General features: G+C 71.7%; 7 protein-coding genes. 2 read left to right on the forward strand and 5 right to left on the reverse strand.

The window, feature by feature from the left end; translation table 11 throughout:
* From SPRI_RS39760 to SPRI_RS17165, 4 genes are read right to left on the reverse strand one after another with little or no spacing between them, the layout of a single operon-like run.
* Window positions 1-7,134: a type I polyketide synthase gene (locus SPRI_RS39760; protein WP_053557071.1), complete on the reverse strand. Its 7,134-nt coding sequence runs from the start codon at window positions 7,132-7,134 to the stop codon at window positions 1-3.
* Window positions 7,135-7,188: 54 nt separating this feature from the next.
* A complete protein-coding gene (locus SPRI_RS17155; RefSeq protein ID WP_005314309.1) occupies window positions 7,189-8,091 on the reverse strand; it encodes a thioesterase domain-containing protein in 903 nt (300 codons plus the stop codon).
* The gene (locus SPRI_RS17160; RefSeq protein ID WP_005314310.1) at window positions 8,075-8,341 is read right to left on the reverse strand and encodes an acyl carrier protein; all 267 of its coding nucleotides are present in this window, start codon (window positions 8,339-8,341) and stop codon (window positions 8,075-8,077) included. The genes SPRI_RS17155 and SPRI_RS17160 overlap by 17 nt, the downstream gene beginning before the upstream one ends.
* Window positions 8,342-8,355: 14 nt before the next feature.
* Window positions 8,356-9,639 carry an NAD(P)/FAD-dependent oxidoreductase gene (locus SPRI_RS17165; protein ID WP_037774102.1) on the reverse strand — a complete coding sequence of 428 codons (1,284 nt, stop codon included), beginning with the start codon at window positions 9,637-9,639 and terminating at the stop codon, window positions 8,356-8,358.
* A 406-nt stretch (window positions 9,640-10,045) separates the two neighbouring features.
* On the opposite strand from SPRI_RS17165, the gene SPRI_RS38030 reads away from it, so the two are divergent.
* Window positions 10,046-10,456 (forward strand): hypothetical protein, encoded by a 411-nt coding sequence (locus tag SPRI_RS38030; protein WP_005314312.1) that lies wholly within the window; start codon window positions 10,046-10,048, stop codon window positions 10,454-10,456.
* A complete protein-coding gene (locus SPRI_RS17175; RefSeq protein WP_053557072.1) occupies window positions 10,453-11,994 on the forward strand; it encodes an MFS transporter in 1,542 nt (513 codons plus the stop codon). Before SPRI_RS38030 ends, SPRI_RS17175 begins: the two co-directional genes overlap by 4 nt.
* Before the next feature lie 113 nt (window positions 11,995-12,107).
* On the opposite strand, the gene SPRI_RS17180 is transcribed toward SPRI_RS17175, so the two are convergent.
* Window positions 12,108-12,899: an AAC(3) family N-acetyltransferase gene (locus tag SPRI_RS17180; protein ID WP_053557073.1), complete on the reverse strand. Its 792-nt coding sequence runs from the start codon at window positions 12,897-12,899 to the stop codon at window positions 12,108-12,110.
* Between the last annotated feature and the right edge of the window lie 9 nt (window positions 12,900-12,908).

Consider the following 12,908-nt stretch of genomic DNA (forward strand, 5'->3'; position numbering starts at 1 on the left):
TCAGACCGTCACGGTCGCCGCGCCGGTCCGTGCGGCCGGCCCGAACTTGCCTTCCAGCTGCGGGTCCTCGACGACCGACACCCCCTCCATGACCTGGAGGACACGGCCCTCGCGATCGAGCGCGGTGACGGAGCAGGTGACGCCGGCCGGTCCCGCCACGACGTTCTCCACCGCGATCAGGAACTCCTGGTCAGCGGGGAGCGGGGCGAAGTAGCGGGCGCGGGCGATCTCCATCGGCAGGCACGCCCGGTTGCGGAAGCGCCGGACCCACACCAGTGCGGACTGGAGCATCAGGTCGGCGAGCACGGGGCTGTGGAACCGCCCGTGGTACGCGCCCCGTGCGGGGCGGGTGTCGCCGAGCCGTGCGACGAGCAGCAGCAGCCGCTCGTCGGCCGCGAGGACGCCGCGGATGCCCCGCAGCGTGGGCCCGTGGAAGAGCGTTCCGTCGCGGTACAGATGGGCGGCGTCGGTCCGGTCCGCCGCGCCGGCGGCGCGGACGAGGTCGGGCCGGTCCGCGGGACCGCCGTCGGCCGGGTCGGTGCCGAGGACGCCGCCGTACGCGGGCCTGCTGCGCCCGGCGTCGTCCACCGCGGAGGCGAGCACGTCGACCGAGCCGGGGCCGGCGCCCTGGCCGGGCTCCATGAACAGCCGCAGCCTGCCGGCGCCCTGGGCGCGGCCGCTGGTGCCGGTTCCGTTGCCGCTGCCGTTGGCGTCGGCGTTGCTGCTGCCGCTGCCGTCGCCGTCCAGGACGACGCCCTTGAAGACCTTGAACCGGCTCACCTCCGTGACCGGCTTCCCCGTCGCCGTCTCCGCGGTGTTGATCAGCGCCCCCAGCGCGGCGGTCGCGGGCAGCACCCGCTTGCCGTCGATGGCGTGGTCCGCGAGGACCGTCTCCGCCGCGATGTCCGCCAGGGTGCGGTCCACGAGGAGGGAGGCGGGCCGAGGAGCGGTGCCGTCGGCCGGCGGCGCGGACAGCGGCTTGAGCGGACCGGCGACGATGACGGTGTCGTGACCGCGGGCCGCGGTGAACTGCTCGGCGAAGATGCCGGCGCCGGTCTCCACCGGGACGAGCTCCACACCGCGCGAGGCGAACATCCGGCGCAGATCGTCGGTGACCATGCCGCCGTCCCACGCACCCCAGTTGACGGAGGTGACGCGCGCAGAGGGCAGTTCGTGCTTGAGCCGCACCGCGAGCCGGTTGAGCGCCTCGTTGGCGACGGCGTAGTCGGACTGGCCGCGGTTGCCGAAGAACCCGGCGACCGAGGAGAAGAAGATCAGGTGACGCAGGGCCGCCGTGCCGCGCAGCGCGTCCAGCACATTGCCCAGACCCACGATCTTCGTCCCGAGGACCTTGGCGATCTCCTCCTGCGTCTTGTCCGCGATCAGCCGGTCCGCGAGCACTCCCGCACCGTGCACGACACCGGTGACGCGTGCGGCGTACGGCGCGAGCGAGCGGTTCACGGCCTCGGCGTCGGTGATGTCGACGGCGACGTACTCGACGGTGGCGCCGGTCGCGCGGAGCCGGGTCAGGTTGGCCTGGATCTCCCGGCTGCCGGTGATCTCCCGGTAGACCGCCTCGACCCCACGAGGTGTCGGCTTCTCCCCCGTGGCGGCGATGCGCTTGGCGATGGTGCCCTTGAGAGCCGCGCCCTCGAGGCCCAGCGCCCACCCGGGATCGGCAGACACCTCACTGCGGCCCAGGAGCAGCAGCCCCGCGGGGCGTGCCGTGACCAGCGCCTGCAGACAGTCGGCGGTGATGCCTCGGGCCCCGCCCGTCACGACGAGCAGGTCCCGTGTGCTGATCTCGGGCACGGCCGTCACATGCGTGGCCGGCGCCTCGGCCGACGGGACGACGGTGCGCCGTCCGTCCGCGTCGTGCGCGACGTCCGCGATGCCGGTCGCCAGATCCTTGATCTCGCCCAGGAAGCGGGCGGCGACGGTGGGGGCGTCCATGCCCGGCGCGAAGTCGACCGTGCGGGCGAAGACTTCCGGCGTCTCGATCGCCAGCGTCTTCACCAGGCCGCTCACCCCGCCGAGCAGGGCCGAACCGGTGCCGCCGCCGCGGTAGCCGCTGGCGCCGTCCAACTGGGTCACCGCGACGAAGGCCGCCCTGCCGCCGGCCGCGGCAGCGGCCTTCAGCGCGGGCTGCGTCTGCTTCGCCACGAGAACGGTGTGCGCGAGCCGCCGGGCCGCGTCGGCCCAGTCCTGCCCGGCTGCAGCCGCCATCTGCACCACGAGGTCGAGACGCCCGGCCGTGACGACACGGGCCAGCTCATCGGCCTCCCAGGTACGCAGCGACCGCACCGAGTCCGCTTCGACGGAGGTCGCGATACCGTCCGGCAGCGCGACGACCTCCACCCGCCAGCCGTCGGCACGCAGTGCGGCCACGAGGGGCTGCGTCAGCGTCGACCCGTCGTCGATGACGAGCGCCGTCCGCTGGTCGGCATAGGCGCCGACGACGGTGGAGGCGACGGGTAGTTCACGTATGGCGGCGAAGGTCCTGCCGACCCCGTCGGCAGCCGGGTACGTCACGACGAGAGGCACGTCGGCGGTCGGGCCGGAGGTCACGGGAGCGGGTGCGGCCGGCGACGCGGGAGCGGTCGGCGACGCGGCGGACGCCAGGAAACCAGCAACGTCACCCAGCGTGCGCAACTCACCCAGACGCTCAGGATCCACATCACCCGACACCGGGAACCGATCCTGCAACGCACCCATGATCTGAACCCGCTTGATCGAATCGATCCCCAGATCCGCCTCAAGATCCATACCCGGCTCCAACATCTCCGCCGGATAACCCGTCTTCTCCGCCACCACCTCCACCAACGCACCCAACACCGCACCACCAGGCACAGAAACCGGAACAGAGACGGGCTCAGGAGCCGGAACGGGAGCAACGGCCTCGGAAACGGCCACGGTCACGGGAGCGGGTGCGGCCGGCGACGCGGGAGCGGTCGGCGACGCGGCGGACGCCAGGAAACCAGCGACATCACCGAGCGTGCGCAACTCACCCAGACGCTCAGGATCCACATCACCCGACACCGGGAACCGATCCTGCAACGCACCCATGATCTGAACCCGCTTGATCGAATCGATCCCCAGATCCGCCTCAAGATCCATACCCGGCTCCAACATCTCCGCCGGATAACCCGTCTTCTCCGCCACCACCTCCACCAACGCACCCAACACCGCACCACCAGGCACAGAAACCGGAACAGAGACGGGCTCAGGAGCCGGAACGGGAGCAACGGCCTCGGAAACGGCCACGGTCACGGGAGCGGGTGCGGCCGGCGACGCGGGAGCGGTCGGCGACGCGGCGGACGCCAGGAAACCAGCGACATCACCGAGCGTGCGCAACTCACCCAGACGCTCAGGATCCACATCACCCGACACCGGGAACCGATCCTGCAACGCACCCATGATCTGAACCCGCTTGATCGAATCGATCCCCAGATCCGCCTCAAGATCCATACCCGGCTCCAACATCTCCGCCGGATAACCCGTCTTCTCCGCCACCACCTCCACCAACGCACCCAACACCGCACCACCCGGCACAGACACCGGAACGGAGACGGGAGCCGGAACGGGAGCAACGGCCTCGGAAACGGCCTCGGTCACGGGAGCGGAAGCGGACGCGGGTGCGGTCGGCGACGCGGCGGACGCCAGGAAACCAGCAACGTCACCCAGCGTGCGCAACTCACCCAGACGCTCAGGATCCACATCACCCGACACCGGGAACCGATCCTGCAACGCACCCATGATCTGAACCCGCTTGATCGAATCGATCCCCAGATCCGCCTCAAGATCCATACCCGGCTCCAACATCTCCGCCGGATAACCCGTCTTCTCCGCCACCACCTCCACCAACGCACCCAACACCGCACCACCCGGCACAGACACCGGAACAGAAGGCTCAGGAACAGAAACCGGAACGGGCTCCGGAGCAGGAGCCGCCGGCGCCACAGGGACCACCGGTGACGGCACGGCCGTCGCCGCCTCCGGCGCCGGCGTTCCCTCCCGAAGCGCCTCGATCAGCAGGCGCGTCGCCCGCTCGTGGCCGGCCGTGATCGACGTGCTGTGCCGCTCGATCAGGCGCAGCGCGGCGTCCGCGTCGGCGTGTGTGCCCGAGCGGACGGACTCCTCCAGCGAGCGGACCGTCCGGCGGACGGTCTCCAGGTGGCTGTCGAGGATCTCGGCCTGGAGGCCGAGCCCTTCGCGCACGACCTCGTCCAGGCCCGTCGGGACGTCCGTGTCCGTACCCTCCGCGGCCAGGGGCACCTCGGCCACCCGCACCTCGGCCACCGGCTCGCTCACCGGCTCGGCCAGCGCCTTCGCGTACGCCGAACGCCGCGCCTCGCTCACGTAGTTGACGCCGCGCAGCGGGATCGCCATGCCCTTGCGCGCCGGTTCTTCCGGCACCGGTGCCGTGTGGTCGTCGATGCCGGTGACCGGCAGGCCGAGGACGGCCAGCTCCAGCGCGGCGCGCTTCGCGGCGATCTCGCCGTCCTTGGCGGGGCCTCCGTCGACGGCGACGGTCACGACGCCTTCGCGGCCCTCGAGGATGCGGTCCACGAGATCCGACAGCACCCGCTTGGGGCCGAACTCGACGAAGACGCGGTAGCCGTCGGCGTACATCTCCTCGATGCGGGTGGCGAAGTCCACCGGCTGGAGCAGCTGGTCCACGAGGGTGCGGCGGTTGGCGGCGGTGTCGTTCCCGTAGGACGCGCCCGGCGCGTCGGCGTACACGGGGATGCGCGGCGCGGCCACGTCGACGCGCTCGACGGCCGCGCGGAACGCGTCGGCGGCGTGGGCGACGAAGCGGGTGTGGAACGCCGCGGAGACCGGGAGCCGCTTCGCGGGGAGGCTGCCGCCGGCCTGATCGGCCACGAGCCGGTCGATCTCGGCGGTGGGGCCGCCCACGACGATCTGGCCGGGTGCGTTGATGTTGCAGACGGCCACGTCGCGGTACTGCGTGAGCGCAGCGGTCACCGCGTCGAGCTCGCCTCGCACGGCGGCCATCGCGCCGGGGTCGTTACCGGTGCCGGTGAGGTCCGCGGGCGGGGCCATGGCCAGGCCACGGGCGCGGGCGAGTTCCGCGAAGGCGGCGTCGTCCAGTGCGCCGGCCGCCCACAGGGCGGTCAGTTCGCCGAAGGAGTGGCCGATGGTGCCGTCCGGGCTGAAGCCGAGCTCACGGAACCAGGCGAACTGGCCGGCGGAGAGCGCCCCGATCGCGGGCTGGGCGAACTGCGTCCGCCGCAGCGCCTCCTCCTGGGCCTTACGGGTACCGTCGTCGAAGGCGGGCGGGGGGAACACGACCCGCCCGAGGGTCTCGGAGCCGTCGCTGAGCCGGTTGGCCCTGTCGTACGCGGCGAGGACGGGCGGCAGCGCGAGCGCCGCGCGGCGGCCCATGCCGACGTACTGGCTGCCCTGGCCCGCGAAGACGGCCGCGGTCTTCGTCCCGGCGGGCAGCGCGGAGCGGCGGTAGGTGATCCCCTTGGGGTGCTGCCACGAGGGGGCGTCGGGCTTGGCGCGCAGCAACTGTGCCGCTGTGGCCCGCAGTTCCTCGAACTCGGCGTCCGAGCGGGCGACGATGCCCAGTCGGGCGTCGCCGGACGGCATCCAGCCGCCGCTGTCCGGGGCGGCGCCCTCCTCCAGGCGGCGGGCGAGGGACCCGGGGTCGGCGGCGTGCCAGATCCCGGTACGGGCGACGGGTCCGAGGACCGCGGACACGTCGGTCCCGTGCTCCTCGAGGACCATGTGGAAGTTGGTGCCGCCGAAGCCGAAGGAGGAGACCGCGGCCCGCCGCTTGTCCCGGCCGGGATCGGCGACCCAGGGGCGTGCCTCGCCGCTGACGTAGAAGGGGGTGCGCGCCGGGTCGACGGCCTCGCTGGGCTTCTCGACGTTGATGGTGGGCGGCAGGACCTTCTGGTGCAGGGCGAGCGACAGCTTGATGAGGCCGGCCGCGCCGGCGGCGGCCTTGGTGTGCCCGATCTGGGACTTGACGCTTCCGATGGCGGCGTAGCCGCGTGCGTCCTGCCCCTCCATGACGAAGGAGCCGAGCGCGGACAGTTCGGTGTGGTCGCCGACGGCGGTGCCGGTGCCGTGCGCCTCGAAGAGCTCCACGGAGCCGGGCGCGACGGCGGCGTCCTCGTAGGCCCGGCGCAGGGCGAGCTGCTGTCCCTCGGCGCGCGGGGCGTAGATGCTCTTGAATCGGCCGTCGCTGGAGGTGCCGATGCCGCGCAGCACCGAGTAGATCCGGTCCCCGTCGCGTTCGGCGTCGGCCAGCCGCTTGAGGGCCAGCATGCCGATGCCCTCGCCGATCAGCGTCCCGTCGGCGGACCGGTCGAAGGGCCGGATGACCTGGCTCTTGGAGAACGCCGGGGTCTTGCTGAAGCACATGTACATGAGGATCGTGTTCTCGGCGTCGCAGCCGCCGGTGATCATCATGTCGGCGCGGCCCTCGATGAGCTCGCTGACGGCGAGCTTCACGGCGGCCAGGGAGCTGGCGCAGGCGGCGTCCACCGTGCAGTTGGTGCCGCCGAGGTCGAAGCGGTTGGCTATGCGTCCGGCGACGACGTTGCCCAGCATGCCGGGGAAGCTGTTCTCCTCCCAGGGGATGTACGCCTTCTTGAAGCGCGCGGCGACCTCCTCGGCCTGGGCCTCACTCAGCCCGACGCTGCGCACGACCTCCTTGAGGACGGGGGTCTGCAGGCGCGCGGAGAGCGGCTGGGTGAGCGAGTTGGCGCCGGTGACACCGAGGATGACGCCGGTGCGCGTGGGGTCGTACCAGGTGGAGCCCTCGGTGCCGGCGTCGCGCAGCACGTCGCGGGCGACGGTCAGCGACAGCAGCTGGAGGATGTCGGTGACCTCGAGGGTGTTCGGCGGCAGGCCGAACTCCATGGGGTTGAACGCGATCTCCGGGAGGAACCCGCCGCGCCGGGCGTAGGTCCTGTCCTCCGCGGTGGGGTCGGGGTCGTAGTAGTCGTCGGTGTTCCAGTGGCTGGACGGGACGTCCTCTATGCAGTCCTTGGCGTCCATGATGTTGCGCCAGAATTCGCGCAGGTCGCGCGACTGGGGGAACAGGCCGGCCAACCCGACGATGGCGATGGGTGTGTCGGCCAGACGTGAGTGATGCACGACGGTCCTCTCGGTCTTGTGCGCCGGGTGTGCTGGGCACGGATCACGGTGTGTTCAAGCGACGGCCGAGCCGGCCAGCAGGCCGGAGAGCACGCCGACGGCCTCGGGATCCCGAAGCATCGTGTAGTGGTCGCCGGGGACGTCCACCTGTCGTACGGGCCGGCCGCTGAGGCCGCTCCAGCCGAGGTCACCGCTGTCGGGCAGCAGGGAGCCGGCCGGTTTGACGAGGGTCAGGGCCCGGTCGAGGGGGGCGGGTTCGTACGGGGCGGTGCTGCGGTTGTTGCGGGACAGGCCGCCCTGGTACGCGGCGTACAGCTTGCGCAGTCCGGCGAGTTCGGTGCCGGCCGGCAGAACGTGCTGGGCGACGGCCGCCTCGAGCACCCGGGCCAGGCCGTCCTCCGGTGCGGCGAGGTGCCGGCGCTCGGCGGCGCTGAGGCCGAGCGTGAGGGGGCGGCCGCGTTTGGCGGCGAGGTACATGGCGAACCAGTCGAGCAGCATCGCCGGCTCCATGAGCTCGTCGGTCCGCTTGAAGGCGGGGACGGGCGCGATGCTGTCGAGCAGGACGAGGTCCCGCACGGCCCCGCCCTCCCCGGCGGCGTGGAGCCGGGCCGCCATCTCGTAGGCGACGACGCCACCGAACGACCAGCCGACCAGGGTGAACGGCTCAGCCACCGCGCCGGCGGCGGCGAGTTCGTCCAGGCAGCGGGCCGCCAGGGCGGTGACCGGGACGACCGGTGCCCTGGCGTCGAGGGCCGCGGCGAGGAATTCGGGCACGTTGCCGAGGTCCAGGAGGTGGAAGGCGGTGTCCTTCGGGAGCCGCCCGGCGACGGCCGACCACTCGCCGGACGCGAGCGCGCCCGGGTGCACGGCGCAGACCCGGTGGGCCGCCGGGCCGTCGGATGCGCGCAGGGTGCGCAGGACCGGCCGCGGCGCGCCCGGGTCAGGCCGCGGTGGCATGGCGGGCGTTCTCCTCGGCGATGTGCTCCGACAGCGCGGCGATCGTCGGGTGGTACCAGAGCGCGGTCGCCTCGAGTTCGAAGCCGAGCCACTTCTCCAGCTCGCCGGCGAGGATCAGCGCCTCGGTGGAATCGAGGTCGAACTCGTCGAAGTAGCGGTCGACGTCTATCTCGGACGGCTCGACCTCGAGCCGGATCGCGAGCTTCTCGACCAGCCAGGACTGTGCCTCTTCAGCGGTGACACGCTGCATGGGAGTACCTCTTCTCACTTCTTGATGTCGCGGGCGATGGACTCGGCGGCCTTGAGCCCGGAGACATATCCGGCCTCGTGGGAGCCGATCAGGTCGTGGCCGATCTTCGGGGAGTGGAAGTAGGAGCCGGCGAGCTTGACGCGGCCGCCGTCGTTGACCGCGTAGATGCCGCGCTGCATGGCGCGTACGTCCAGGTCGATGACGGGGTGGGTGAAGGGCAGCTCGCGGATGACGAGTTCGTCGCGCGGGACGATCGGGGAGTCGAGCGTGACGAAGTAGTCGTTGCGCGCGGTGAAGCCCTGGAGGGAGTTCATGTAGTACGCCACCCAGGTCCGGGTGCGGCCGTCGACCGTCTTGAGCCCGTAGTTCCAGCTCTGCCAGCGGGAGCGGTCCGGCGGCATGCTGGAGGGGTCGGTGTGCAGTACGGCGCTGGTGGAGCTGTAGCGGACCTTGCCCAGGATGTCGGCCTGGAGGGGGGTGGGCGCTTCGAGCACGGAGAGCGTCTGGTCGGCGTGCGAGGCGAGGACCGCGTAGTCGTAGCGCTCCTCGCCGTCCGCGGTACCGATGACGACCCCGTCCGCCTCCTCGCGGACCCGGGTGACGGGGCTGGAGGTGCGCACCTTGCCGTTGACGGCGGCCACGAGGCGGCGTACGTACTCGATGCTGCCGCCGGCGACGGTCTTCCAGGCGACGGAGCGTCCGCCGAGGCCGCCCGGGTCGTGCGACATGAAGAAGGCGATGACCGTGGTGGCGGGCATCTCCCAGATGAGCTCGGCGGGAACCGACCAGACGGCGGTGGCCAGGAGCACCACGTAGCCGTACTTGAAGGCGTCGGAGTAACCGCCGCGCTCCAGGTACTCGCCGAGCGCCATGTCGGTGCGTTTGCGCAGGAAGTCGCGCGGGGCCTCCCGGTGGAAGCGCTCGGCGTCCCGCCACAGCGTCAGGAAGTCGGCCGGGTAGGACCGGGCTATCTCGTCCTCGGTGAGTTCGAACTCGGCCGTTCCGTAGTCGAGGCCCCGGTCGAGGTCGAAGAAGTCGAAGCCGCCCGTGTGGTCGAGGGCGGTGACGCCCAGCTCCTGGAAGAAGGCGGTCAGCTGGGGATAGGTACGGCTGTTGAAGACCACGAAGGCGGTGTCGATGCCCAGTGTGCGGCCGTCCTCTTCGACCTCGACGGTCAGCGCGTGGCCGCCGGGCCGGTCCTCCTTCTCGTACACGGTGACTTCGGCATCGTCGGGCAGGTGGTAGGCGGCGGAGAGTCCGGAGATGCCGGCGCCGACGACAGCGACTCGGGTGGTCATGGCGGGAAGCCCTTCGGCTCGAGCGGTACGCGAAGAACCGGTCGCGTTGCGCGACAGCGGCTGGAACGCAGAGGGCTGACACCTCTGAAGGCGTGAATTCGCTCACCGACCCGTGCGAACGGCGGTGTCGGGTCGGGCGTGGAAGGAACGTAGGGCGGTGGTCGGACGAGGGTCAATCACCGCATCACGGATGCTCCCCGCCCCATCGGCAGGGCCGATGGGGCCGGTCGCCGGTGTCCGGATTCCTACGGTCGGCGGCTCGCAGGCGCGATCAGGCCAACCCTGCCCGTTCCCGGAAGTTCACGCGGGAAGGTTGTCCGGAAGGGCTCCCCGGGGGACTCATGTGGAGGAGACGGGCTCCGCCTGCCGTCCCCGCCCGTTCCATGTCGAAGAGGAGACAGCTTCCATGCCCACCATTCCCTGGATGCCCGGGGCCGCCGCCGCCGACAGGACCGCCGATTCGGGCGAGGCAGTGGTTATGGCCTCCAAGCTCCAAGTGAAGTCCCTGCTCAGCGTCCCCCGTTTCTTCCTGCTGTCGCTGGTGATCTGGAAGCAGGTGCGGTCGGCACCGGGTGTGGTCGGCGCCTCGCTGCGCGCCCAGCCGCTGAAGAAGACCTTCTGGACACTGTCGGCGTGGGACAGCCAGGAGTCACTGGACACCTTCTCGCGCTCCGACCCGCACGCCCGGATCGTCGCGGGGCTGCGCAAGGTGATGGACCACTCGGTGTTCGTCTTCTACCCGGCCGGCCAGGACAGCCTGCCGGCCGACTGGGACGACGCCGTCGCGCGTCTCACCCGCAAAGAGGCCGCCAAGTGAGCTCTTCGACCGACGAGTTGTCCGCCGCCGCGCCCGAGAAGCCGGTCATCGCGCACGGCAGGCTGGTGCTGGCGGCCGCCTGCCTCGGCCTGTTCATGTCCTTCATCGAGGTGACGGCCGCGATCTCGACCCTGCGCGCCCTCCAGGTCGACATGCACGTCGCCCCGGCCGACCTCAGCTGGGTCTCCAGCATGTACACCCTGGTCGTGGCCGCCTGCGTGCTGTCCGGTGGTGCGCTGGGTGAGCGTTTCGGCAGGCGTCGCGTGTTCCTCGTCGGGGTGGTCGCCCTCGCGGCGGGTTCCCTGGTGGTGGCCGGCGCGAGCGGCTATCCGCAGGTCCTCGTCGGGCGCGCGATCAGCGGCGTCGGCGGCGCCCTGGTGCTGCCGACGTCGCTGGCCATCATCACGACGACGTTCTTCGTCGACCTCCCCCGCATGCTGCGCTACATCACCATCTGGGTGTCGGTGTCCGGGATCGGACTGGCCGTCGGTCCGCTGCTGGGCGGGGCGCTGCTGAACCTCTACGACTGGCCGGCGGTCTATCTGGTGAACACGCCGGTCGCCGTGGTCACCGTGGCCGTCACGCTCTACGCGGTGAAGGAGACCTCCGTCCCGAACCGGCCGCTGGACCTCTGGGGCCAGTTCCTGTCCGTGGTGGGCCTCGGCACACTCGTGTACGGGATCGCGGTCGGCGGCCGGACGGGATACGACGACCCCGTGGTGGTGGCCTCCCTGGTGGTCGCCGTGGTGGCGCTGACCGCGCTGGTACTGGTCGAACGGCGCGCGCCCATGCCGATGCTGGACGTGCGGATGATGGGCTCCTTGCGGGTGTCGGCGACGCTGGTGGTGGCGGCGAGCGCGCTGTTCACCTTCGTCGGCGTCGTCTTCCTCGAAGTGCTGTTCCTCCAGCGGGTCCAGGGGGCGGAGCCGCTGGACACCGGTGTGCAGCTGCTGCCCGCGATGGTCTCGTTCGTGCTGGCGACTCTGGTGGCTCAGCGCATCGCGGCGAAGGTGGGCCCGGGACGGCTGCTGGCCGCCGGTTCGCTGGTGGCCGGGGTGGCCGCGGTCGTCCTCGTCGCCCAGCAGCCGGACAGCGCCTACGGGGTCACGGCTCTCGGCCTGACGCTGCTGGGGCTGGGCAGCGGTCTGGTGGTCGCGCCTTCGACGGCCGCCGCGTTCGCCGTCGTCGAGCCGGCGCAGATGGGTTCGGCGTCCAACGCGGTGACCGCGTTCCGGCAGGTCGGCTCGGTGCTCGCGACGTCCGTGCTCGGCGCCGTGCTGGCCATGCGCTTCGTCGGAGCGCTGCCGGACAAGCTGGCGGCGGCGCAGGTGCCGCCCGGGACGGCCGCCGCGGTCGTCGACGTCGCCCGGAGCGGCGGCAACGGCGACGGCCGTTCCACGGCCGAGGTCACCGAGGCCGTCAACGCGTCGTTCACCGCGGGCATCCACACCGGGCTGTGGGTCGTGGCAGGGGTGTCGTTCCTGGCTCTGCTGCTGTCCCTCGTGTTCCTCACCCGTACGCCCCAGGGAAGCAAGTAACGCTTTGTCAGGTGGGACGCCCGTCAGGGAACGGGCCGTTCACGAGCAGCCGCGCCCGGTGCCGATCGCACCGGGCGCGCCGCTTGTTCGAAGTGCTGTGCGGGCCCGCCTGATCAGGCGGCGAGCAGTTCCGTGAGCCGACGGCGGGCGAACTCGACGAACGGGACGCTCGGCAGCAGCCGGCACTCCGCCGCACCGATCGTCCGCCTGCGCACCCCGTCACCCGGCCGCCCCTCGTGCAGGTCCTCGTACGCGGCGCCGACGGCCGGGAAGAAGCGGCCGTTGTCGTCCCCGACGTCCTCGGTCTCCACCCACACCCGCTCCCCGTCCACGAGGTAGGGGAAGCGGCGTCGCTTGCGGCGGTGTCCGGGGACCAGGCCCTCCGCGTGGTGGAGGAAGGAGTTGCGGTTGTGCCCCACTCCCAGCAGCAGGATCCGGGCGTCGAGCGCCAGGAGCGCGGCGAACGGGGAGGCTCCGCCCACCGCGTGGCTCAGCGTCTGCACCGCTGTGACGCGCTCGGCGTCCGGCCCGATCGCTGCGACGGACACCTGCGGGTGCGCGCTGCGCAGTCGCCCGGGGAGAGCCAGGACCGCGTTCGGGATCGCGCCCATCTCCGTCGGCATGCCGGGACGGAACAGCGGGACCTGTTCCCGGGCCCGTACGACCGCCTCCGCGCCGGCATCCGCGGCATCGGGGCACGGGTCGGCGACCGACGGCGTGAACGCCGGTACGGCGAGGGTCCCCGCGGGGCCCAGCGCCGATCTCAGCGCCGCGACCACGGCCGGCGCCCCGCCCTCGACGTGCCCGAGCCGGGACAGCGAGGCATGGACGACGAGCACCATGCCGCGCCGCACGCCGAGCGCCCTGAACTCTTCCGCGAGCAGGTGTTCATCGAGGTTCCGCATCACGCGGGC

Source organism: Streptomyces pristinaespiralis (genome assembly GCF_001278075.1).
Taxonomy (GTDB): Bacteria; Actinomycetota; Actinomycetes; order Streptomycetales; family Streptomycetaceae; genus Streptomyces; species Streptomyces pristinaespiralis.